The organism is Paenibacillus campi, from assembly GCF_034659835.1.
Lineage (GTDB): Bacteria > Bacillota > Bacilli > Paenibacillales > Paenibacillaceae > Saccharibacillus > Saccharibacillus campi.
The window spans coordinates 352910-379268 of sequence record NZ_JAXSQZ010000005.1 but is presented as its reverse complement, the minus strand read 5'-3'; the positions used below and the strand labels follow the sequence as shown (position 1 = coordinate 379268).

Genomic DNA, 26359 nt, shown 5'->3' with positions numbered 1-26359 from the left:
GCGTCAAAGTATTGTTCCAGCAGATTTAGGCGGATGCTGGTGTTGTCGGGATTGGAACGGTACGCACCGACGTCTGCAGCTGCAATCGTGTAATGTTGGGTTTGCTGCTGCGTCAGTAACGGCTTGGTAATGGACAGATTGCCTTCCGCATCCGTGAATTCGGTTTGCTGATCCCAGGCATCATAGCTGGCGGTTTGGGTGTTGCCGAGTGCATCGACAACATACACGATGCGTCCCAAATCGTCCGGGTGCGCCTGCGAGCGTGTCCAGCCGTTGGTGTCAGGGTACGTTTCCAGTACACGCAGGAAACCGAGTCCATCGTAATAGGTCGCTTGACGGTTGAGCACGGTAACGGCGCCGGTCGATTTGTTTGTATATTGACGGATGCTGTCCACACGTAATGTGAGTATGCCCGTATTGGTAGGATCGGCGCCAGCGCTGTACACACGATTCGTGTACGCATATTGGTCTTCTATCGCATAGACGGTGCCGTCCAAATTGGTCATCGACGGTTGTACGACGTTTACCGGGCGACCGAGTGCATCGTAGGACGTACGGGTAGTGTTGCCATCGCTGTCCGTTTGGCTCGTCAGCAGTCCGGTGCCGATGTCGTACGTCATCGTTTGCCGGGTCGTGCGGGTCGTGGAATCGGCGTTCGTGAACGTGCTCGTCTGCTCGGTGGGATAGGCATAGCCATCATCGGCGCTATAGGTAGTCGTGACGCGTGAAGTGACGCCAGAACGGATCGCTTTTTGCACAGTCATACGCTGGATCGCGCCCGGGCTAACGGATGCGGCATCATAGCTGTAGGTGGTCGTTTCGCCTGCGGCGTTGGTATATTGTTGCAACCGTCCGCTGCCGGTGTAGGCGTACGTTTCGTTGAGTGCGGCGCCGCTGTTCGTTGGATACCACGTTTTGCTCGTCACTTGGTGGTACGTTGATTCATACGTGTACGTGACGGTATGGTGGGCTTTGCTATCCGTGTTATTGTAATCCGCCGGGATCAGATCATCGGTTTCGGACTGGATGCCACCCCAATCGGCGTAGACGATGTCTTTGTCGCGTGTGATGGTGCCTTGGCGATCTTGCAGGGTCGTTTGCACATGGGTCGGTTTGTAGATATACGTTGGATCAAAGGCTAAATTATTCGTCGTCTTGATCTCGCCCTGTGCGTTGCGAGTTTCTGTACTAAGTAAAAGATGCTTGCCATTATATAGATAGGTGATCGTTTCGTCGCCGTTCGCTGTCGCACTGCGGATATGGGCGGTTTGCGAATAACGATATAAGGCGGGATCGATCAGTCCCTGTGAATTGTATTGACGGTACTTCGTGTAGTCGCCCACATACGTATAGTCGATGCGCTGTACGGGGGCGCTTTCCGTTCCGTCTGCACGAGCATAGGTGTCGTACCGTGAAGCGATGCGGTATTCTTTGCTGTCGCCAAGTTTGCTAAAGTCCCTTTCAGCTTGCTCATACACATAATGCGTACTGAGTCGTGGCGATTGAATATGGGTCAGCAGAAAGTTCGGCACTTCGGCATACGGGTTTCCTCCGTGAAACCGAAACGAAGCGGTCGCTTGATCATACGCGAACGTTTGCGGTTCGTTGAGGTTGTTCGTAATGCTTTGTAACAAGGGGACATAGCCGTCATCGACACCATTTTGAATCAACTTGACTCGACTTTTCGTATAGACGACTTTTTGTTGGGCTTGTCCTTGCGGCGTGTAGACGGTGACGATAATTCGCTCACCTTGAAATTCATTTCCTTGATTCAAGGTTGTTTCGTAATCAAACGTCACTTTGCGTCCGAGTGTATCTGTAATCGAGGAAAGAATTGAAACCTCTGTCGTGTTTGAGTAGATTTTGCGCTTTTGATAATGATACGTGATGGCATTACCATAGCGATCCACTTTGCCGACTAACTGTCCGTACATGGAGAAATATTCCCGTGTACCGTCCGGCTGTTGTAGGTAGTAATAGGTCCCATCTTCGCCGTTGGAAAAGCGCTGCGCGTTGGCGTCATCACGAACCATTTGCAAATACACACCACTCGCTGCCTGTACAATGGCGGTATTGCCCATTCCGAAATAAAGGGGGTAGCTTTGTCCGGTTCCAGAGTGGTAGACCGTACCCGCATAATCGCCTTTGCCATACACACCTTCAATGGAGGGGATTTGAAACGACCAGCCCATGCCCAGATCGTTATGTTCATAGGCGTAGTTCCCTTTGAAGATCAGAGTGCTATACCGTTTCGTAGTGCCAAGAACATATGGAGACGTATCGTCCGAATCATACTGCACCCCGATATCCAGATCGAGTCCGTCACGTCCGGGCAGATGAATTTGGGTTTGGCTCCACGTTAGCCCTCCTGTAGAGGTGCTGATCTGCTCGCCATCTTTGCTGCGATCTGCATACTGCTGTTTGCCTAGATCGGCAAGGCGTTGGTTAGTGACATCGGCGTCCATCGCGATGCTAAGTGAAGACGACAAACTCGCACCATTCGCCGCTTGGCGATGAGGAGCGGTGACAGTCAACCGATGTAGCCCTTCATTCACCGTTTCAAGCATGGAAGCCGCGTTCAATTGTGGAGGAGCAACATAGACCTCCTGTGTCACGGAAGGGACGGCAGACACTGAGGCGCTCTCCTGCGCTTTCCAAGTCAGATGCTGCTGCTTATGGATATTCCAAATCTGTTCCCCCGTTTGTCCAGTCAGGCGCATCAAGTATTCGATCCAGTAAATATCGAGCGGCTCGGCTCCGTCTTGCAGCAGGGCATAGATGCCTTGTTCACCTAATAAGCTGATCGGGTCATCTTCGCCATCGGTCGGGGGCAGGTCGGATTCCGGGTCGGGTTCACGCTCTGCGGCAGGGGCATCTTCCTGTAAGGCAAAAGGGGCAAATGTTTCAGCGCTAGAATTTCGGGTCGGAGGCTCCGCTGCATCCAACTGCACGATTTGATCTGCCAACGCTTCCATTTGCGGATTAGGAGCTTCGTAGACGTCTTGGTATACCTGGTTAACGACGGTTGTCCATGCCTCTGGCTCTACCTGTTGGGGCGTAGCCGTTCGGCTTGGAGGCTCGATCGATGTAAGGGGGTGCTTGCCTGCTTGTACTTGCTTTCCGCTGGTGGCATCTGCCTCGGCGGGGGATACGATACTACTGAATAGCAGCAACAGCGTCAGCGTCCCTATAACAAGGGGACGGAGACGGGATGTCGATTTCAGGTCGGTGAACATGGAAGCAACTCCTTTACTTATAGATTCGATTCAGATAAGAGAAGCGGACAGGGAGAACTATCGTTCTTCGATCTACTTTTTCAAATCAATGACTACCCGTTGACGGTAAATCGTCACTTGATTGGCTTGATTGATCATCCGGAGTTCCACCTGATGGTCGAATACCCCGGATACCGTTTGCGTACTGCCATCTGCGTTGTATTTGACATGGGGAGTGCCGTTCGTAACGATCGGCATATCGTAAATATGAAAGCCTGCCGTATGGTTGGCATAGACCGGATAAACTCGATACACATCTTCGCGACTGTCGCCGATGCTCGCTTTTCCATAGAACTGTCCATCCACGTATACATCGATACGCTGAAGTTGCGCCTGATCCAAATACCAACCGGACGCTTGAATCCCGCCATTGGTCGAGGAAAAGGGACTTTGCTCCAATTGATCGATGGCATACCGAATCGGCTGCGCTGCTGGCTGCCCCACCGTCACCGAAATCGTACGGGTATAGGTCGTCACTTGATTGGCGCGATCGATCATGCGGATGTCGACTTGCTGGTCAAACGTGCCGGTTTGTACGCTTTTTGTGCCATCGGCATTTTGGAATTCCTTGGTCGTACAGCCCAAGTTTTCCGCATGAAATCCCGCGATATAATTGTTATACGCAGGGAAGGCGTGATACACATCTTCACGACGGTCGCCCATATACGCACGTCCACGAAACATGCCATCTACGTAAATTTCGATTTTTTGAATCCCTGCCGGATTCAAGTACCAACCTGATATACGAATTCCGCCGCACGTCGTCGACACGGTCGCTTGCTCGACTTGATCGACCCAGTAACGGGTTGGCAAGCCTGATTGGGTCGGTACGGACACAGGGGGCGGGATAAGCGTCGGGTCGGTCGATGAGGTCGAGTTTGACGAATCCGTTGGCTCCGCCTGATGTTGGCTCACGACATTGCCGTTTTTGTCGTAAGTATAGGTTGTTTTCTGGTCTCCGGTGGACATGGTCGTCAAACGTCCGTTGGCATCATATTCATAGGTTCGCTGGGTCGCGGCAAAGGTCGAGCCCGCAGGCAGGCACAATACTACCGTGAGCAGACTGCACAGCATCGCTTTGATCCACCAGGAGGGGAAACGGGCTGCACGATGTTTGGAAAATCGGTTCATAGCGAATGGAATTCCTTTCTATAGTGGAATGGTGAGAGTAGTGAGCATCGTAGTTACGTATAGGGTGGAGTTTATAGGGTCGTTGTTAAGATAGGTGTAGCGCGTTGTTAGCAGATGTAATAGGAAACATACCGTCTAGAAACTCACTTGTAGTTTTCGAGGTTGAGTTAGATCATAATGGAAATTAGATCGTATAGCCTATGGCTCCTCGGCTTATCCATTCACGTGATTTTTCTTTTCCCTCCTTGAACGATCCGATAACTACAGGGTACGATTCATAGCTACATAGTTAGCATAAATATAACGAAAACGCTTATGTAATCGATCTGTCTACTTGTATAACTGTGTGAATCCGCATCACCTACCGATCTTATATGTATGGGCGTAGATTTCTTCTGTTCACGTTTGGTCGCTTGTTCGTTTGTGGCTATGATCATTTATCCATCTTGATTATGACGCTAGTTGAATAAGGTGAACACTTTGAGTATAGTGGATATTTCCGCAAATGGAAGGTATTATTTTACAGAACTAAAATTGGTCGTATCGTGTAGAGCTATCCTTTACTTCCAATGTTCGGATATGTTGTGCATGTTATACAAAGAGAAATTCTATTAGAATCGTTACGAAAAGCTAGAACATATAAAGCAACAACATAAGCAATACAAGCACAAAAATGCTCCAGCTCATCTTAGCTGGAACGTGCCTTAAAACTATTGTTACAATTATGTACATCCCTATATACATAATTATCGTCTATTGAAAATATCATTAGTAAAGGTGGTCAAATGAGATGAAAAATATAGTAAGTGTAATTGATTTTGAATCTGCACCATGTCCTTATTTATAGTGGGCATCTATACAATACTAAACTATATATTTAAAACGGTCAGCGTAATTGTACAAGTTTTTTATCAAAAGAACTTTCTTTGCTAGTGTTTGCTAGCATAACAAAAATCCCCTCCAGCTCGCTGTATCGAGTTACCAGTTACAAATGGTATCTTCTCCACTGCTTGCCTTAAAGGGGATCATGCTAAATCATAATCGACTTCGCCATGAGCTTGCTGATCTCAACTATCCTTCCCATTCAGCACATCTGTCGCTGTTTTCGCTACGGTACTTATGCTATCCGTTGGCAACCGATATGCCCATTTGCCTGTCGGTTCGACGATCCACATATAGTTCGGATCATCCTGTGTTTGCCAGCCGGTGTATTGTTCCAAGCTGGATAGGCTGCCTGAACCGGTATCGTGACCGCTGTTGTTCATCAGTTGCACTTTTAGCGTTAGCACTTGTTTGTAGCCTTTGATGTTGCTGACGGCGACGGGTACTTCGTCGGTCGGGATGTTTTTGATCGCATCGGTGATGGCGCTTGCCTGGGATGGTGTGATCGAATGATCGTTCAAGCTCCATTTATCCTGGTTCGGATCGCCGCCGCTGGATAGTTGATGGGTTAGTGTCCAGTCAGACTTCGGTACACTGCCGCTCCAGCTAAGCTTGCTCAACTGTTGATCATCCCAGCCAAACGGTGTCGTATCGATAAAATGAAACGCTGTCGCCCCAGACAGATCGGTCACTGTTTGCTCGGCAATCTGGATAATCGGCCCATCGTTCATACGTGCATAACGGTAACCAGGCTCCGGTGTTTCGCTGCCAAATGATAGCGATATTTTTTGACCGTTACTTAAGGTCAGTACAATGTCAGGCTGATTCGGATTCATCCCATACTTTTTCACATCCGTTGGAGACTGTTCGACTGTGCCATGTACTGTCGCTGATTGTAGTGTATTCAGCCAATCTCCGACCATATATTCATTGATCGGATAGGCGCCTGGTTTGGTGATAATCCATTTGTTGTTTTTGTGTATAAGCGTAACCGAATTGGTTGCGTTTGTTGTGCTGGTCGTGGCAGTATTGGTCGTCGTATTTTCCGTATTGCCAGTCGGATCGTTTGACTTGCTGGCAGCGGTTACGTCCGCAGCTTCTGCTTGTTCATTCGTAGTCGTATTCGCTCCAGCAGCAGTTTCCGCTGCTGTATGGGCTGCATCCGCAGCATTGCCGGAAGCATCTCTAGCAGATGCAGGCGGATGAATGTCAATTTGCTGTAAGTCTGCCGTATGCAATGTCAGCAGCTTACTCTCGGCAGGTGCAGCATCGTCTTGTTTTTGAAAAAAGTGCTGGGAATACGCATAGCCCACTCCTGCCACAAGAATGAGCAGCAAAATAATCGAAGGCAGTAGCTTTTTTACCATTCAGGTTCCTCCTTTCAAGCGGTGGTGTGTAGGTGAGCTAGTCTCAAGCAACACCAGGCTGTCCGGAGCGGATCAACATCAAGCCCGGCGGCGTCTCCACCACAGGAACACACCAGCAGCGACGAACAGCAGTGGGAATAGGATCACGGTCGTAATCAAAATCGTACGTGCCTGTGATAACGTCAATGTAGCAGTCTGGTACTGATTTTCCATTTTTGGACGAATCGTTACCTGGCTATCATTGCCGATCAAATAATTGATGCTGTTGACGGCAAAGTCCAGATTACCTTGTTGCTGGATCGACTGATTCATCATAAAGGTTGAGCCGCCCAGTATGACCGCCTTTGGCTTGCCATCCGAGCTGCCGACCGCAAAGCCCAGATCAAACGGCCCTGCTAGATCATTGCTATCACGCTCGGTTTTCGATTCAAGCAAACCGTTCAAATTCGTCTCTCCATAGCTGTTCGCGCTCGTCGTTAGCAGCGGGGTGACGGTCAAGCCTTGTTTCGCCTCCTGTTTGAGTGCGATCGACAGCGACATAATCGTATACAGATGGCTCGCTGCCAGTTTGTTTGTAATTTCGTTGTTTCCATATTCCGGTACGATTGTCAGCGGATCGTATAATGATTGACCTTTTGGCTCGACCGCGACGGCATGGGTATCGACCACGCCATAATCGCTCATAAGGGAATCGATATTTTTCCAGGCGGTTTTGGCTTTTTCATTAAAGCCGAGCGATAGGAACAGCTTGCCGCCTTTGTCCATATATTGCCGGATCGCTTTCGTTTCGGCATCGCTCAGATCGGTTTGTGGCGCTACGATCATTAGCACGCTTGCATCGGCTGGAACAGCGCCTTGCTGTGCGAGTGACAGTTCGGATAGTTTGATATTTTCCTCGCTTAATTGCTGTGCGAGCAAGCTTAATGTAGACACATCAAATTCGTTATGCCCGTTCAGCAAATACGCTTTGTACGTTTTGTTCGATGTGAGTGACAGCAAACCGGATGTCAGCTTTTGCTCGCCGCTAAATTGATACGAAGTCGATGCGGATGAGCCGTCTTGCCCATTCGGGTTGCTGAACATATTGTAAATTTGAATCGATTTGGTATGATCGCCTTGCTTGAGCACGACCGTACTTTCAGTGACGCCATATTGACGCGCCAAATCGGGATTTTGCAGCAGATCGTATTGTTTCACTTCCAGCTTATTGTTAATTTTATGATATTCCTGTAGCAGGTCGGTCACTTCACGTGTGTACACTTGCGCATCTTGCGGATTAATAAACACGAGCGCTTCGACCGGTTGTTTAATCGCTTTCAGTGTGCTGATCGTTTGATCGGATAAAGTATTTTGCCGATTTTGTGTCAAATCGACTTGAAAAGTGCCGAGTGAATTCAAAAACAGCGTCAATACGATAAAAATGCCGATCGCTGCAAGCGAAATGACCGAAGCGTTTGTACGTGAAATCCATTTGCTCATTTTCATTACCTCCACCGCTTCCGTTCCACAATCTGGATGCTTAAAATGAGAAATAAAGCAGCCAGTGTGATGTAGTACAACAGATCAGGCCCTTGCAGCACGCCTTTGATCAGATTGTTCATACGACCGGATAAGGAGAATGGAGCTAACCATTGCTGTAAGCTGGAACCCGTCGCACCAGACGCGAACGAATCCATCAGCCACAATGTTAGCAAAATGACAAATGCGATGACCGCCGACACCATCTGGTGTTGCGACAAGCTTGACGCAAACAACCCGATCGCCATCATCGCTGCACCGAGCAGGAACAAGCCAAGTACTGACAATAACAGTAACGTTATATCTAGCTTGCCAAAAAAGGACATCGTTAACGGATACACCATATTACATAGCAGCAGCACGATGAGTAAAGCGAGCGAGGCAAAATATTTGCCCAACACAATCTCGGTTGCAGTTACCGGTGAGGTAAGCAGCAATTCATCCGTACCTTGTCTAAATTCTTCAGACATTAGCCGCATCGTCAACAGCGGAATGACGATCAGCAGCATAAACATCGTATCACCAAGTACGAGACGATAATCGATAATGCTCGGCTGATACACAACAAAACTGACATAAAACATAATGCTCGATAACAACACATAAACCGCAATCGCAAAATACGAAGTCGGATTAAAAAAATAAAGCTGTAGCTCTTTGGAGCAAACCGCCCACATTCGTCTCATTAGGCGTGATCCTCCTTTTGTTTATTTTTGCGGGATACTGGTGGAGCAGGAGCAGCATCGGTAGAGTCAGAAGCGGATAAGCGGGCAGATGGGTCATTTACATCACTGGCTGGATCGATGTCAGTTTGGACAGCAGTCTTACTTGGCGTGGTTGTGTCTTCGCTCTCTACAGCCGCCGACTTCGAGCGTTGCTGTGCGTCGGATTGATCTATCGTCTGCTCTGAGGCTGTTTCTGCGGCATGAAGCGACTTCGTTGCTATGTCGGAAGTAGGCTCTGCTGCCGCTTCGCTCGTCAGCTTCAGGAACACATCTTCCAAACTCATGCTCTCTTTGCGCAGCTCCAAAATCGGAATACGCGCTTCACCAAGTGCCAGCGACAATCGTTCGCGGAAATCCGTGCCATCTTCCGCTTGCAGGCGCACACGAATGAGCTGCTCTAACTGTTCATCCGGCTCCGCAAACCCGTAATCCGCTTCCGTCCAACCCCACGGATCAAGCAGCGCCTGCAATGCTGCCGGACGCGCTTTGACTTCCAATGCAACTTGAAACTTGTCGTTCAAGCTGTTGTCGAGTTGGTTGGACGCGCCGTCCGCCACGAGTTTGCCTTCATTAATAATGAGCACCCGACTGCAAAGTGTGCTCACTTCCTGTAAAATATGCGTGCTAAGCAGCACCGTATGCTGTTCGCCCAGTTCGCGAATCAACTGCCGAATTTCGACGATTTGACTCGGATCAAGCCCTGACGTTGGCTCGTCGAGCACGAGCAAATCCGGTTTATGGATAATCGCCTGTGCCAAACCGAGCCGCTGCTTATATCCTTTTGATAAAGAGCGTACAATTTGACGCTCCCGTCCGTGCAGACCGAGCCGATCGATCATTTCGCTAATGCGCAGCTTTTGTTGACGTGCCGGTACATCGCGCAAATCCGCCACAAAACGCAAATAGGACATGACGGTCATGTCCGGATATAAGGGCGGTGTCTCCGGTAAATAGCCGATTTTGCCGCGCGCTTTGCGGGAAGGCTCATGCATCGGCAAACCATCGAGCCAAATCTGTCCCGACGTTGGTGTTAAATAACCGGTAATCATACGCATCGTCGTCGTTTTACCCGCTCCATTCGGCCCGAGAAAACCGACGATTTCGCCACGTTCCATCTCAAAATCAATTCCGTCCACACTGCGTCGCCGTTCAAAATGTTTGCTGACTTGCTGGACTTGAAGCATCGTTATTTCCCCTCCTGCCGGTTCATGCCCGAATTACTTTCACTGTTCCTGCACCATTCACATATCGGGGCATCGATAGCAAAACATGCCAAAAATCTATTTTACTATATCTGACGAAGTATAAAAACAGCTTAAAATATGATAAAGGGAAGCTTAAAAGGCGCTAGTTGTGCCGGAACGAGCGAATTAGAATAGCAAAAGGAGCAGCTTATGCAAGCAAAATGTAACATTCTAACTAGCTAAGACGATGTTGCGATTCATTCAAACAACCGACTATGCTACTTCAAGTCATGCACACATTCGTGACAAAACAAACAGCCCTCAAACGAAAACGTCTGCGGACTGTTTGTATAAAAAATACTGTATTTTAACTGTATTTTTATTAGGCAATGTACGCAAACATGGCGTGTTGGAACAGCCTATGAGTTTGCATCCACATTCTAACAAAGACAGCACAAAAAAGATTAGCGTTATGCGCTGCCATCTGTCCATCATTTGGCTGTCTATATATTTGATCGCTTGTATGATGGTGGATCAGCTTATTTATGTGTCGACTATATGTCGACTTGGAGTTGTCGTTTAGCTGCTGGTTGTTCTAAATTGGTCAGGCATTACCCGATACATTTAACTTGTTCCAACCGGCTCTGCTGCTCTGTTGACACCTTGCCCTGCTTACGCTTCCTGTTCACCAACCCAATCCCGATAGCAATTAGCACCAAGCCGGCAAACAATGTTACCGTCACCTGCTCATCCAACATAAAAATGCTAAACACATTCGACAGCACCGGAATCGCAAATGTATACGAACCGACCGTGCTCGCTTCGCCGCTGTTCAGCAGTTTAAAATAAACGAGCCAACCGCCAGCGATTACAAATACCGCAATGAACAGCAAAATTTCCACAAACGATCGACTCCAATGGATGTCCGACCAGCTTTCCGTTCCGCTGCCAACCGCCAGCAAGACGACACCACCGAGCAGCAATTGCACGGTCAGCGCCCATAGTGAATCGATGTTACCGCTATGTTTTTTCATACAAATCGTACCGATCGCCCAGCATAGTGCAGATGCAATCGCCAGCACGATACCGAGCGGGGACAGATGCCCTTCCAATCCGCCACAGCTAATCAGCGCTACCCCGGCGAACCCGAACAACAAACCGGCTGCTTTCACAATCGTCATCTTTTCACCCAGCCATAACCATGAGAACAACCCCAACAATACAGGCTGCAAAAACACAATCGTCGAAAATAATCCTGCTGGCAAGTAGCCGATCCCAATCGTCTGCAAGCCATAATACCCGATAATATTAAATAGCGCTAACACCATATACACGCGCCAATTGCGCTTCCATTGTAAAGCGGCACGACTACGCCACGCAATCGCTAGCAACAATACACCGCCGATCAATGTACGCAGCCCGGAAAAGAGCAATGGCGGCACAGACGGTAACGCCAGCTTGGTCAGCGGCCAGTTGATGCCCCAGATCGTGACCAGAAATAACACCAACAATAGCGTAGTGACAGGAGTAAGTGTTACTGGGTTTACTGGGTTTACTGGGTTTACTGGGTTTACTGGGTTTACTGGGTTTACTGGGTTTACTGGGTTTACTGGGTTTACTGGGTTTACTGGGTTTACTGGGTTTACTGGGTTTAGCAAATTAGCTTGCTTAGTAACCTTTTCTTCACTCTCATTGCTGTCTTGCATTGTTTGCGCATCAGTTTGCGTATCGGTACTCGTGTCTACCTTTCGTTCTGCCTGATCAGGTTGAAGTTGAGCAGATATGCGACGAGTTTGCGCCGCTTGGGGTTCGCACGCAAGCGCTGCTTGCTCGGCTAATTGTATTCCAGTTCCTGCCTGTATATTTTGCTGCCGCTGATCCAGATGGTGCGCTTGCTGCATTGGTTTGCTCCGCTTTGTTTGTTTGCTCTGCTTTGCTTGTCCACTAACAGCTATAACCTCTTGCTGCCCAGTGGGCACAGATTGCAGGCGATCCTCTTTTATCTCGCTGCTACTTTCCACACTACCGCTCTGAAATGGTGTATTATGTTCCGAATCAAGTTCGGTTCGATATGGTTTCATGTTCATCGCTCCTATCCATATGTTCATGTTTATCTATTGGATAGCTCTAGCGTATAACTTCTGCTATCATAAATAAAATGAATCTTTTTCATAAAGGAGATAACTTTTTAGTTATGACGATCACACAGATACTGATTTTTGTACGTGTTGCAGAGACGTTGAATTTTACACAGGCTGCTCAAGAGCTGCATATGACCCAGCCTGCCGTCAGCCATGCGATCGCCAGCATTGAAAATGAACTGGATGTGAAACTGTTGCTACGTGATCGCAAAAAAGGCGTGTTGCTCACCGATATCGGGCAAAGGGTCATACGTGAATTTCGCAGCATATTGCAAAGTATGAATCGGGTCGAACAGCATGTCGCTGCCGAAAAAGGGCTGGAGATCGGCACGATTACAGTAGGCGCTTTTCCATCGGCATCGGCTTATTTTTTGCCGCCGATCATTCAGCGCATTCAGCAGCATTATCCGAATCTTGTATTTGATCTGCATGAAGGCTCTACTAATGAAGTGAAAGAATGGGTGCATCATCGACGGATCGATGCTGGCATTATTTTATTGCCCGATCCGCTCGTCGAAACGTTACCGCTATATAGCGACCAGATGGTTGTGCTGTTGCCAAATGACCATCCACTGCAAACACAAGCGCAGATTACGATTCGGCATTTGCACGATCAACCGATGATTTTGTGTAAAGGCGGGCATGAAGTGGCGATTTTGGATGCGTTTGAACGGGAAAAGAGCCAATTGCATATTCGTTTTACGACCCATAATGTGAGCACACTTGTGCAGATGGTGCGACAAGGTTTGGGCATCGGTATCGTGTCTGATCTGGCATTATCGATGTTCCCGCATGAACTGACTGTCAAACCAGTCTACCCGCTAATTCATCGTCAGATCGGGATCGCCGCTCCTTCACTGGAACAAGCATCGCTCGCAACGCGGCTGTTTATCCGTACGGCACAGGAGCTGTTTTTGCCGGAGCCAGCTGTCGTCAATGAACGTACAGATGGGCAAACCATATGATGTTCCACTTATACACGATGTAAACGCAATCAAAAAATCTTGGCATCCATCCGCACAGTCAGGTATACTTGAATAAACAAACCTCAACACTTATGCAAAAGTTTAGCAAAACATACCCTTCTGTGCTCATGATGCACACTAGATTGACACCCGGTATCGACATCTTCGTCCGCTGACACAGATTCCATTTCAGTTTGTGAAAGGAAAGTGAAGCCCCTTGGTAACCCGCTATTTTGATGAACCGCAAAGTATGCATTATCGTTTTGGTGAAGATCAATCTCAAGTGCTGAAAGTACTGGCTGAGCGTTATATCGGAGCCAATGCGCAGGCGGATTTTGTCTATCGTGCTTTTCAGCGTTCTGGCATATTGCAAAATGCGGAAGGCTTGTATGAATTCAATTTTGGTAAGCGCTTTCCAAATGCTAGTAGAGGTGATTATGTATGGGCGGCAGGGTTGGTATGGGGGGATGAGCAACGCAATCTCGATCTGCTTGTGCGTTGTGATGGCCCAGTGCGGTTTTATTTTAACGGTGAGTTGATCTATCGCTCAACCGTCATCGATGAGCTAGCTCAGCATGCCGAAGTGAAGTTGCCGATCGATATTCAACCTGGCTGGAATATGCTGCTGCTAGAATGCCGGTATACGCCTGCCGGATTCGGCTGTCAGCTCGGTGCGGACGAAGGCAAGGTGCGCATTTTGAATGTGCTTGCTCCGTTCAGCGAACGTGAAGGGCAAGCCGGTTGGGTATATTCCGAATTGCTGCATAACGATACAACGGCAAAAGCACTAGCTACAGCCGCCAATGTGCACACAACGATGCAGGCAGACGTACAGGCACAGCCAACGTCTTTGCCAACAGAGCAAACAGACAAATATCGAACATCTGCAAATGCTGAACAGCATGTCAATCAAGCGACAACTGCACAGCCAGCCACCCATTTGCATAAGACGAGACGAGCAGATGCTGCCCAGCACGCGGATCGAGCGGCAACCGTCGATACAGCTACTGCTACTAACGCTAATGATCCTAATCCTGTACAAACAGCAGCTTCTCTGGCTGTAACACAACCAACGCAAAACGTACGCACACGTACGCACCCTATCCAGCAGCTACATACCGCATTGCTCGGCGGTGAGCAACAGAGCGGGGTTAGCTGGTTGCCGCGTCCAGCCTGGTCAGAACAACAACAGCAACAATCTCCGCTGGAACGTCTATTTGGCAAATTGCCCGGACACGGCGCTTATGCCTGGACACGTATTGAACAGGAAAATACGGAACAGTCTACGATTCGCTTAAGCGGGCACAGTAAAGGGGTACTGCGTATTTGGCTACAACAACAGCTCGTCATATCGCTGACCGAGCCGGGTTCGTTTGCCGTCGATGTAGAGGCGGATTTTGGTCCAAACGATCTGCTCGTATACAGCGAATGTGCAGCCGACGGTTCGGCATGGGCATATACGGTGCAGGCAACATGTGGAGAACGTGCACTTAGACAGGAACTGCCGTGGCGGATTCGTGGGGCGGATGATCAGAGCTGGTTATATGCGGGTCCTTTTGCGGCAGATCATGTACCAGAGCCTAGCGAGATGAACCGTATGGATCGCGTCTATGAGACCGTTTACGCTGTTGGCAGCGAGAACGTTGATGCTTCTGCTAGTGAGACCGTTTACGCCGTTGGCAGCGAGAACGCTGATGCTTCTGCTAGTGAGACCGTTTACGCTGCTCACAGCAACAATGAAGCGGTTAACTATACACATGGAGGACAGAGCGGCAATGCTCATCCAGCCCATACAGCGGCACAGCAACATGCCTCCACTCCATCATTACCTCGCACTTACTGGCGAATTGATCGCCCGGATGCTTGGATTCGCCCCTATTACGAAAATGCGATGCTCAGCAATAAATGGACGGTCGGACAAGTAACCAACTATGGCCGCTGGGATTATCCGCTTGGCGTTACCGTATATGGTCTGCTGAAAACAGGACGCTATCTCAACCGTCCGGATATCGTGCAATATGCCGCCGAACATGTGCAAGCGTGTACAACGATGTACGCCTACTCACTCTGGGATCGTGAACAATATGGCTTCCCATCCATTAATCAGCAGCTCGTAATGCTGAAAATGTTGGACAATTGCGGCTCGTTTGGCTCGGCGATGCTGGAAGCGTATGAGGAATGCCATGAACCGACATTTCTGACGATCGCCGACCGGATTGCCGATTTTATGCTAAACCGATTGGAACGACAGCCTGACGGTGCTTTTTACCGGACATGTGCAGGCGAATATGCCGCCAATACGATGTGGGCGGATGATCTGTATATGAGCACACCGTTTCTCGTACGTTATGCGCGTATACGCAATCATCCGGCAGCACTGGATGAAGCGGCACGTCAATTTTTGCTGTTCCGCAATTATCTGTTTATTCCGGAATACCAAATTATGTCACATGTGTATGATTTCAAATACGGTCAAGCGACCCAAATTCCGTGGGGACGTGGCAATGGCTGGACATTGTTTTCGCTGTCCGAAGTGCTAGAAGCATTGCCGCAGCAGCATGAACAACGTCCGGCACTGATCGCCTTTTTCAATGAATTATGCGCCGGTTATGCCGCATTGCAAAGTGACAGCGGATTATGGCATCAGGTGCTGAACGAGCCGGGCACATATGAAGAAGCGTCCTGCACCGCCATGTTTGCATACGGTTTTGCCCGTGGTGTACGAATGGGCTGGCTCACCCAGCCGGATCGTTATGCCGCTGCCGCTCGCAAAGCATGGAATGCGCTAACCCGACTCGCGATCGATCGCCAAGGCAATGTGCACGGCGTATGTAGCGGCTCGCGGTATGCGTTTACAGCGGAATATTATGATCAAGATTTGCGTACGGTAACTAATGATAACCACGGCATCGGCATTATGATGCTCGCCGGAACCGAAGTAGCGCGCATGAAGCAGCAACTCGGTCAGAAGATCGCCGTAGCGGAAGGCGTATTGTCTTCATCACAGTAGACGATAGGATAGGCAATAATTGTTATAGCAGGCAATGATGTTCGTTGAAGCTTCGGTTGTGAACAAGGGGAGCGCTAAGCTGGCTTCCCTTTTGTTGCAGACGGTGCGCACTATTTTATGAACATACCGGAATACACCATGAAATCATACCAGCAAAAACATGCGCCTACCCGCAATCATCCATTCCGATTTTGCGCTGCAAACAGGACAGCTATTCCCCAAAAACGACGCACAGCAAATGCTTACTTTTTTAACAGGAAAGCTTACTTTTGTTTATGTCATCACAGCGTTCCACCCTATACAATACTAATTGTAAGCGATTCCAAAATAGTTTGGGGAGGGTTTCACTGATGATGCATGGGACGATCAAAAAGTGGGGAATCTTATTTGCACTGACCTTGTTAGTGTTGACAACCGCCTGTGGTGGCGGTACTTCCAATACGGCGTCTTCCGGCAGTGGAAGTAACGGATCGGATGACGCCGGTAAAATTCAGCTGCGCATGGCGTGGTGGGGATCGCAGACCCGGCACGATTTAACGAATAAAGTGATCAAGCTGTTTGAGCAAAAACACCCTAACATTACGATCAAACCGGAATATTCCGGCTGGGACGGTTATATGGACAAAATGTCCACTCAAGTCGCTGGCTCCAATGCACCGGATTTGATGCAAATGGATTACGCGTTTTTAAGTGACTTTGCCCGGCGTGGTGCACTGCTTGATCTAACACCGTATACCCAAAATAGCGTACTCGACATCTCCAAACATGATAAAAGCATGATTCAGGCTGGCACGATCGACAATAAACTGTATGCGATCACACTCGGCGTAAATGCTCCTGGTGTCATCTATGATGCAACATTGTTGCAACAGCTCGGCATTGCCGCACCAGCGGAAACATGGACATGGAAAGATTTCAGCGATATGACCGCCAAAATTGCCGCTGCTAAAGGCAAAGGCTTTTACGGTTCAGCAGATGTGTCCGGTATGACGAATATGTTCGAAGTGTTCGCACGTCAAAGCGGTGTCGGTTTGTTTGAAAATGGCAAACTGGCGGTGACGAGCGATCAATTGCAACAATGGTTTGAAATGTGGGCAGCGCTGCGCGCGAACGGTGGCGCTACACCAGCAGAAGTAACCGCATCCGCTACCAATGCGATCGAAACGAGACCACTCTCGCTCGGCATCGCAGCGATGGATTTTGCCTGGTCGAATCAATTGTTAACGTTCCAAAAGGTAAACAAAAATCAAGATCATAAGCTTGCCATCCAAGTTATTCCACACGGTGTCGATGAAAAACGCAGTGGCGAATATCTGAAACCAGGACAATTTATGTCCGGTTATGCCAAAACAGAGCATCCGAAAGAAGTCGCTATGTTTATCGACTTTATGGTCAACGATCCTGAAGCGACCGCCATTCTCGGTTCCGAGCGCGGTGTACCGGTCAATTCCAGCATCCGTGAGCAAATGCAAAGCAAGTTGCCGGAATCCGAACAAGCGATCTTTACGTTTATCGATGTTGTCGCCAAACATTCCAGCCCGATTAACCCACCTTACCCGCAAGGTTATGCTCAAGTCGATACAAGTTTCAAAACAGCCAGTGAACAAATTGCGTTTGGTCAAGCAAGCATCGCTGATGCGATCAAACAATTTATCGATAATGCCACTGCTGCACTAGCCAGCGGGCAATAAATCGGTAGTTGGCAGCGTTTCGTTAACATATATGGTTTGTACTGAAGGTGCATCATGGCATTATGCATACGATACATCGGTGCAATATACGGAACGCTGCCGCTATCCTGGCGCTCGACTTTATCCAAACGGGAGGTTGCATGGATGAAAATGATGACGACAACGATAAAAGGCACTCGCACCGGGCAAAAGGCGCTGCGCAAAGTGAAACGCCGGTACGTTCATAACCGGATCGCACTGTTATTTCTGGCACCGTGGCTACTGGGGTTGCTACTGCTGACGCTTGGCCCGATGATCAGCTCGCTCTATATTTCGTTTACAAATTATACGATTTTGAATCCGCCAGTTTGGGTCGGTGTGCAAAACTATGTCACGATGTTTACGAATGATCCGTTATTTATCCAATCGTTAAAAGTTACGTTTACGTATGTGGGCGTATCGGTGCCGATCAAACTTGTGTTTGCATTGCTCGTGGCGATGCTGCTCAATCGCGGCATTCGCGGGCTAGGCATTTACCGGACGATCTACTATATTCCGACATTGCTCGGTGGCAGTGTGGCGATCGCGATGTTATGGCGCAAAATGTTTGGCGGCGATGGATTGCTGAACCAACTGCTGGCGATGATCGGCATTCAGGCGCCGGATTGGGTTGCTAATCCGAACTATGCGCTCTACTCAATCGTACTGTTGTCGGTATGGCAATTTGGCTCATCGATGATTATTTTCCTTGCCGGTCTGAAGCAAATTCCGCCGGAATATGATGAAGCCGCTTCGGTCGATGGCGCAAGCGCGGTGCGACGTTTTTTCCATATTACATTGCCGATTTTGTCGCCGGTTATCTTTTTTAACCTAGTTATGCAGCTTATCACATCATTTCAGTCGTTTACACAAGCCTTTATTATTAGCAATGGCTCCGGCGGACCGGTCAACTCCACGCTAATGTACTCGCTCTATTTGTACAAAAAAGGCTTTTCCTTTTTCCAGATGGGCTACGCTTCAGCGATGGCTTGGATACTCGTTATTTTGATCGGGCTGTTCACACTGCTTGTATTCCGCAGCAGCAAGCTGTGGGTACATTATGAGGATGGTGGCAAATGATGATTGGACAACGCAGTTCGTTTGCATGGATCGTAACGAAGCATCTCGTCATCTCTGGCATCGCATTTGTGATGTTGTATCCGGTATTGTGGATGCTGGGCAGTTCGTTCAAACCGGCAAATATGATTTTTACGGAAATTTGGTTTTGGCCGAGTCAGTGGAATTGGAGCAATTATCAGAGTGGCTGGGAAGGCATTCAAGGCAACCCGTTTTCACGCTTTTTGCTAAACTCGATCGGCTTGTCGCTCGGCGCGGTACTTGGCAATGTCATTTCCTGTTCGATGGCAGCGTATGCGTTCGCACGACTTGATTTTCGCTTTAAAACGTTCGGCTTTGCGCTCATGTTGATGACGATTATGCTGCCGCATCATGTGACGCTCATTCCGCAATACATTTTGTTCAATCATCTCGGCTGGATCAATACGTATTTGCCGCTTATTGTACCGAAATGGCTGGCGACGGATGCTTTTTTTATCTTTTTGATGGTACAATTTTTCCGTGGCTTGCCTAAAGAACTGGATGAAGCGGCGACGATTGATGGCTGTGGACCGGTACGCATTTATTTAAAAATTATGATACCGCTTGCTTTTCCGGCGCTAGTAACTACGATGATCTTTACGTTTCTGTGGACATGGGATGACTTTTTCAGCCAGTTGATCTATTTGAGCGATGTGAGCAAATATACGGTGCCACTCGGTCTGCGTCTGTTTCTCGATTCCAGTTCCCAATCGGATTGGGGCCCGATGTTTGCGATGTCGGTCTTGTCGCTTATTCCGTGTTTTGTTATTTTTATCGTCTGCCAAAAATATTTTGTCGAGGGCATCGCTACATCCGGTTTGAAAGGATAGCATGTACCCGTATAGCATAATTTCATAATAAAGCGAGTGATGACGTATGACGAAAGCACGTCTTTCCGTCCGCATCCGACATAAGTTGCAGCAAAGCAAGCTCACCACATTGATGGTGACTTGCTTTATTGTGTTTAATCTGTTGCTTGTATCGGTCATTGTGTGGCTTGCCTACCAGTCGTTTGCTGCCGTTACATTTGCGGAGATTAGCAAGGCAAGGCTGGCATTGCTCAATGAAAGCACCCAGCGCGGATTTGACTTTATTACGAATGTGTCGAGCACCGCCTACTCGCTTGCCAGCAATCGCGAGCTGTCCGATCTGCTGTATACGAGCGGCAGCACACCACTCCAACAAATTTATCAGCGGCGCGAACTGGCGCGTATGATTGAACATACATTAATTGTGAACGATGGCATCAGCTCGATTGAATTGTATACGGATGCGTTTAACAGCATACCGATGACGGCGGCGAATCATATTTATTCGGTCGATTCCGTGCGGGATGCGGAATGGTTTCATAGACTGCGGCAAGCTGATGCCGCTTGGGTACCACTGCAGGATCAATCATCCGGTCAATCGCTGATCGGGTATGCACAGCGCATTTTTAACAGTCATGGCGAAACGGTGGCGTATGTGTTAATTCGATTAAGCCGCGACGATATCGTACAGCGCTTTGCCGATCTGCCGCTGTCGCAAAACAGTCAAGTGCTGCTGATCGATACGGCAGGTCAGACGATTATGCGCATCGGCGGTGAAGGTATCGGAGCGCCCAACCGCTCCGGCGCTTCAACCGATCGCACCGATGCATCTACCGCTAATCATATCGCCATTCATCCGGAATGGCTGGAACAACATACCCGGCAAGCGGAAGACGGCTATGCGGTTGTATCAACAGCGACCGGCAAACAGCTCGTACTTTATTCTCGCCCGGCGATGCTGCAATGGCGGCTTGTGCAGACGATTCCGGTACATACGCTGCTTGCCCCTGTGCAATCCGCCGGCTGGACGATTATCGGTGTCGCTCTGTTCGGTCTGCTCTGTTCCGCGCTGCTTGCTTACTGGTTTGTACGGCGGATCGTACGTCCGCTACAGCAGCTTATCCAGCATATGAAACGGCTGGAAGAAGGCGATTTTGATACGCGGATTACGCTTTCTTTTACCGAAGAATATGCAAGATTGGCTTACGGATTTAACCATATGGCTTCCCGTTTGACCGAGCTGATGAACAGAGTACGCGCGGAAAGCCGTGCCAAACGCGAGGCGCAAACCGGGCTACTGGAAGCGCAAATTAAGCCGCATTTTTTGTACAATACGCTCGATATGATCCACTGGCGTGCACTTGATTATGAGGCGCGCGATATTAGCCGCATGATCGTGCAGCTAAGCAAACTGCTGCGCATCGGACTAAGCGGCGGACGGCTGTTTATCTGTGTGCGTGATGAGCTGGAACATGCGCGCTGTTATGTGAGCATTCAGGCGGAGCGGCTGCCGTTTGCGATCGCTTATGAAGAACAGGTGCATCCGCTAGTAAGAGGCTGCTATATTCCGAAAATTATTTTACAGCCATTTATTGAAAATGCGGTTATGCACGCCTGCCCTGACGATGACGTGCTGCGCATCAAAGTCGATATTCAGCCGCTCGCTGCACATCCTATACAGTCGCCGGAAAGCGGATTGTCGTATGAACACAATACGCATGATAGGGATCGATCAGACGGCATTATGATCCGTATTACCGATAATGGACAAGGGCTTCCCGACGATTGGCAGGAGGAACAATGTTCCGGCATCGGTATTCATAACGTACAGCAGCGTATCCGGCTTTACTGTGGCAACGAATACGGTGTACAGCTTGCTAACGCTGCCGAGGGCGGCACGGTCGTAACGATCACATTGCCGCGCATTGATAATGAGGAGCAGCTTCGCAGCTGGCTAGGAGGGGAAAGCGCATGAAAAGTATTTTGCTTGTCGATGATGATCCGCATATTATCCGCGCACTGAGCGAGCATATTGACTGGGCAGCGCTCGATCTGCATGTGGCAGGCACAGCTGCCAGCGGTACGGAGGCGCTGGCATTATTTTATAAACTGCAACCTGATCTGCTGATGACCGATGTGTATTTGCCAGGGATGAACGGCTTGGAGCTGACCCAGAAGCTGCGTAGTGATTATCCGAATTTGCCGATCATTATATTAAGCGGTTATGACGAATTTGAAAATGCGCGCGCTGCCATGCGCTGGGGTGTCAACCATTTTTTGCTTAAACCTGCTGAAGTTGACGAGATTACGGCGGTGCTGCAAGAAGTGATGTTAGAGTATGATGTCAGGGAACGGCATGAGCAACTTGAACTGACGTATCGGCAGGAGATTGGACGAGTGCTGCCGTACTTGCGCAAGCAGTTTATGAAGGAACTGCTAACGACACGTTATCGCCCGGAGCAGCTTTCACTGGAACGAATGGACTATATCGGTGTCGAGCACAGCTATCCGGTACGTGCGGTCAGTTTGCAACTGAATCGCCCCAAATTTATGACCCGGATGAAAGAACGCGATTGGCAATTACTGCGCTACGGAGCAGCCGATATTATTCGTGAAAATGCGTCCTTATATGCCCAGCAGCATGGACACGGGCAAATGGAACTGGTCGATTATTCGGATCGTGTGTTTGTACTTGTATTGCTGCAAGAGCAGCATACACTAGATGCGCTGCATACGCTATTAGAGCGAATGATTCAGCAAATTTTCACCTATCTCAAAATTGAAATGAGCGCCGGGATCGGCATGTGCAAACCTCATCTGTGCGGGCTGATGGATTCGTATTTGGAAAGCTGTGAAGCGCTGGAAAATGCCGAATTTCAAGGTGGCAGCCGCATTTACTGTTATGAGCATGATATGTTAAAACAATCGCCTGTACCCGATCATTCCGCCGCGCTACGGCAATGGAACGATGCCTGGAACGATATGCGCACCGATGCCGCACTGGACATTTGGCGCAATCTGCGCGAGCAGCTGGAAAGCGGCAATTGTTTGCTGCAAGATGCCCAAGTGGTAGCGGTCAGTTTATTTGATACGCTGATCCATAGCTGGAATCGCCGTTACCCAAGACTGACACCGCCGCTGTCGATGAGTGAATTTTTGCGCGATATTCAGTCGAATTATGCATTAACAAAGCTGACGAGCTGGATGGACGAGCTGATCCAGCATTGGTTGGAACATATCCAGCGCGAGCAAGCCGAGAAAAAAAGCAATCGATTAGTCGCCCAAGTGAAGCGGTACGTCGAGCAGCATTATGCAGAAGAAATTAGCTTTGAAGCGATCGCCCGCTCGCTATATGTACATCCTAAATATTTAAGCCAACTGTTTAAACGGATGACCGGCGAAAACTTTGTCAGTTACTTGAACCAGTACCGGATCGAACGCGCGGTAGCGCTGCTGGAATCCGGGCAATATATGGTGTATGAGGTGAGCGAAATGACGGGGTTCCGCAATGCAACTTATTTTAGCCAAGTGTTTAAAATGGTAACTGGCAAAAGCCCGTCCGAAGTAGTCGTGCGATAACAAGCTGAACATACACATGTTTGATACCAGCTATGGACAAAGCACAATTAATCATTAAAAAAGCCGTACAGAGGCAAGTAGATTCATTGTCTCTGTACGGCTTCATGTCGATCCAAACGGATAGACGATCTGTCTATCCGCTGCATCTCTAATTTTCAAGCACACGTAGCATTAACGACTCAATATATCGTTGCCGGTTCCGGTGTATATCCTGCACCTGACGAGCCGGAGCGAATATCGACTTGCAACTCGCCATTGTTCGCCGTCACTTCCACGACCGATCCCGGCACAGCTTCGCCTGCGATCAAAGCTCTTGCCACCTTCGTCTCCAATGCGCGCTGAATGAATCGCTTCAGCGGTCGTGCCCCATAAGCAGGGTCAAAACCTTCATCAGCAATTAGACGTGCCGCCGCATCGCTAATGTCCAACTGAATTTGCCGATCGGCAAGACGGGCGCGTAATCCATCGGCAAGCTTGAGCACAATTTGCTGAATTTCGTTCAGGCTTAGCGGTTTGAAGATAACGATATCATCGACACGGTTCAGAAATTCAGGTCGGAAATGACCATTCAGCTCACGCATGACCGTCTGACGTACCACTTCGCTAATCTCGCCGTCACGCTCCATCGCTTGTAACAGATGCACTGAACCGATATTGGACGTCATAATGACGATTGTATTTTTAAAATCAACATTGCGTCCTTGTGAATCGGTCAGTCTGCCATCATCGAGCAGTTGCAACAGCAAATTGAACACATCGGGATGCGCCTTCTCCACCTCATCAAGCAAAATAACGGAATACGGCTGGCGGCGTACCGCTTCGGTTAATTGTCCACCTTCTTCATAACCGATATAACCCGGAGGCGCACCGACGAGACGGGACACGCTATGCTTTTCCATATATTCCGACATATCGATCCGGATCATATTTTCCTCGCGGTCAAATAATGATGCGGCGATCGCTTTCGCCAGCTCGGTTTTACCGACACCAGTAGGACCGAGGAACAAGAACGAGCCGATCGGACGATTCGGGTCTTTAATGCCTGCGCGCGAACGGATGACCGCATCGGCAACGAGCTGTACCGCTTCATCTTGTCCAACGACACGTTCATGCAGCACGTCTTCCAGCCGCAGCAACTTTTCGCGCTCCCCTTCCACCAGTCGGCTGACCGGAATGCCTGTCCAGCGAGAGACGATATCAGCGATTTCTTCTTCAGTGACCGCTTCGCGCAGCAATCGTCCTTCCTGATCTTGCTGGGCATCGTCTTCCGCTTGTTTAAGCTGGCGTTCCAGATCAGGGATAATGCCATAACTTAGCTCGGCAGAACGATTCAGATCGTATTCTTCCTGCGCTTTTTCCAAGTCGAGCCGCGCTTGCTCCAGCCGCTTTTTCAGTTCATTGACACGCTCGATACTTTCTTTTTCCTTATCCCAGCGCGCTTTCATTTCCAGTTGCTTTTCTTTTAAATCCGCCAGTTCGCGCTGTAATGCTTCTAGACGCAAACGGCTTAATTCATCGGTTTCCTTTTTGAGCGCTGCTGCTTCGATTTCGAGCTTCATAATGCGGCGTGTCACTTCGTCCATTTCGCCTGGCATCGAATCGATCTCGGTGCGGATCATCGCACATGCTTCATCGATCAAGTCAATCGCCTTATCCGGCAAAAAGCGGTCGGAAATGTAGCGATCTGACAGCACACCTGCTGCCACAATCGCATTATCGTAAATTTTCACGCCGTGGTGAACTTCAAAGCGTTCTTTTAAACCGCGCAAAATGGAAATTGTATCTTCCACATCCGGCTCACTGACGAGCACTTGCTGGAAACGACGTTCCAATGCGGGGTCTTTTTCGATATAAGTGCGATATTCATCCAACGTAGTCGCTCCAATACAATGTAGCTCACCGCGTGCCAGCATCGGCTTGAGCATATTGCCCGCATCCATCGCACCTTCGGTTTTACCTGCGCCAACGATCGTATGCAGCTCGTCAATGAACAAAATAATTTGCCCATTGCTTTCTTTCACTTCGCGCAGTACTGCTTGCAATCGTTCTTCAAATTCGCCACGATATTTGGCGCCTGCCACCAGTGCGCTCATATCGAGTGAAAAGATAATTTTATCTTTCAGCCCTTCCGGTACGTCCTTGCGCACAATCCGGTGCGCTAATCCTTCTACAATCGCGGTTTTACCGACGCCCGGCTCACCGATTAGCACGGGATTGTTTTTCGTTTTGCGGGATAGGATACGGATTACACGGCGAATCTCGTCATCCCGTCCGATGACCGGATCGACTTTGCCTGCGCGCACTTCGGCAACGAGATCGCGTCCGTACTTTTCCAGCACTTCATAGGTCGCTTCCGGGTCTTTGCTCGTAATGCGTTGGTGACCGCGAATTTCGCTTAATGCCGCCAGCACCGTATCCCGCTTCATCCCGTGCTGATTCAGCAACTGGCGCACATCGCGGTTGCCTGGCTCATCGCTTGACAGCAGCGCCAATACGGCATGCTCAACAGCGACGAATTCGTCTTTCATCTCCGCCGCTTCTTTCTCCGCCTGATTTAGCACTTGCAGCAGCCCTGCCGATGCATAACGGCTAACGGCTGCCGAACCGCTAATGCTCGCTTTACGGCGTAGCAGCTCCTCATTTTGACTTGCGATCACATGCGGAGAAATGTTCATTTTTTGTAGCAATCTGGGCAATAGCCCTGCATCTTGTTCCAGCAGCGCTTTGAGCAGATGGGCGGTCGTAATTTCCTGATGCCCCATGCCGGTCGCTAGCGACTGTGCGGATGCTACCGCTTGTTGCAGCTTGTTCGTCAATTTATTATAATCCATGCTTCTCTCCCCCTTACACATCAACATCTGTCAGACGTCTCGTCCATAGCACCTATCGTGTATGCGTTCTGTATCGTCTTGCTGTTATCGCATCTTGCTGTTCCTCTTGCTCTGCATTTCAGATTCAGAGGCTCT

General features: G+C 49.1%; 15 protein-coding genes. 7 read left to right on the top strand and 8 right to left on the bottom strand.

Features of this window, described 5'->3' with window-relative positions; genetic code table 11:
• The 7 genes from U1I11_RS14730 to U1I11_RS14700 all read right to left on the bottom strand — a co-directional run.
• A partial coding sequence (locus U1I11_RS14730; RefSeq protein ID WP_322906883.1) for an RHS repeat domain-containing protein occupies positions 1-3236 on the bottom strand: 3236 nt, incomplete at its 3' end.
• 72 nt (positions 3237-3308) lie between these two features.
• Complete coding sequence (locus U1I11_RS14725; protein WP_322906882.1) at positions 3309-4406, bottom strand: RHS repeat domain-containing protein; 1098 nt, start codon at positions 4404-4406, stop codon at positions 3309-3311.
• Positions 4407-5473: 1067 nt separating this feature from the next.
• A complete protein-coding gene (locus U1I11_RS14720) occupies positions 5474-6655 on the bottom strand; it encodes a DUF4340 domain-containing protein (RefSeq protein WP_322906881.1) in 1182 nt (393 codons plus the stop codon).
• 78 nt (positions 6656-6733) lie between these two features.
• Positions 6734-8134: a GldG family protein gene (locus tag U1I11_RS14715; RefSeq protein WP_322906880.1), complete on the bottom strand. Its 1401-nt coding sequence runs from the start codon at positions 8132-8134 to the stop codon at positions 6734-6736.
• 5 nt (positions 8135-8139) lie between these two features.
• A complete protein-coding gene (locus tag U1I11_RS14710) occupies positions 8140-8859 on the bottom strand; it encodes an ABC transporter permease subunit (RefSeq protein ID WP_322906879.1) in 720 nt (239 codons plus the stop codon).
• Positions 8859-10082 carry an ABC transporter ATP-binding protein gene (locus tag U1I11_RS14705; protein ID WP_322906878.1) on the bottom strand — a complete coding sequence of 408 codons (1224 nt, stop codon included), beginning with the start codon at positions 10080-10082 and terminating at the stop codon, positions 8859-8861. The genes U1I11_RS14710 and U1I11_RS14705 overlap by 1 nt, the downstream gene beginning before the upstream one ends.
• A gap of 611 nt (positions 10083-10693) precedes the next feature.
• Entirely contained in the window at positions 10694-11593 is a 900-nt protein-coding gene (locus U1I11_RS14700; protein WP_322906902.1) for a DMT family transporter, read from the bottom strand.
• Positions 11594-12276: 683 nt separating this feature from the next.
• Here U1I11_RS14700 and U1I11_RS14695 point away from each other — a divergent pair.
• The 7 genes from U1I11_RS14695 to U1I11_RS14665 all read left to right on the top strand — a co-directional run bounded on the left by U1I11_RS14695 (position 12277) and on the right by U1I11_RS14665 (position 23393).
• The gene (locus U1I11_RS14695) at positions 12277-13188 is read left to right on the top strand and encodes a LysR family transcriptional regulator (RefSeq protein WP_322906877.1); all 912 of its coding nucleotides are present in this window, start codon (positions 12277-12279) and stop codon (positions 13186-13188) included.
• A gap of 250 nt (positions 13189-13438) precedes the next feature.
• Entirely contained in the window at positions 13439-16198 is a 2760-nt protein-coding gene (locus U1I11_RS14690; RefSeq protein ID WP_322906901.1) for a glycoside hydrolase family 88/105 protein, read from the top strand.
• Between the two features lie 350 nt (positions 16199-16548).
• Complete coding sequence (locus U1I11_RS14685; RefSeq protein WP_322906876.1) at positions 16549-17889, top strand: ABC transporter substrate-binding protein; 1341 nt, start codon at positions 16549-16551, stop codon at positions 17887-17889.
• 144 nt (positions 17890-18033) lie between these two features.
• The gene (locus U1I11_RS14680; RefSeq protein WP_322906875.1) at positions 18034-18987 is read left to right on the top strand and encodes a carbohydrate ABC transporter permease; all 954 of its coding nucleotides are present in this window, start codon (positions 18034-18036) and stop codon (positions 18985-18987) included.
• The gene (locus U1I11_RS14675; protein WP_322906900.1) at positions 18987-19835 is read left to right on the top strand and encodes a carbohydrate ABC transporter permease; all 849 of its coding nucleotides are present in this window, start codon (positions 18987-18989) and stop codon (positions 19833-19835) included. The genes U1I11_RS14680 and U1I11_RS14675 overlap by 1 nt, the downstream gene beginning before the upstream one ends.
• 46 nt (positions 19836-19881) lie before the next feature.
• On the top strand, positions 19882-21789 hold the full coding sequence (locus U1I11_RS14670; RefSeq protein WP_322906874.1) for a sensor histidine kinase: 1908 nt from the start codon (positions 19882-19884) through the stop codon (positions 21787-21789).
• Positions 21786-23393, top strand: a complete 1608-nt coding sequence (locus U1I11_RS14665; RefSeq protein ID WP_322906873.1) for a response regulator — start codon at positions 21786-21788, stop codon at positions 23391-23393. Before U1I11_RS14670 ends, U1I11_RS14665 begins: the two co-directional genes overlap by 4 nt.
• 179 nt (positions 23394-23572) lie before the next feature.
• On the opposite strand, the gene clpB is transcribed toward U1I11_RS14665, so the two are convergent.
• Entirely contained in the window at positions 23573-26224 is a 2652-nt protein-coding gene (gene clpB / locus U1I11_RS14660; RefSeq protein ID WP_322906872.1) for an ATP-dependent chaperone ClpB, read from the bottom strand.
• Positions 26225-26359 lie beyond the last annotated feature (135 nt).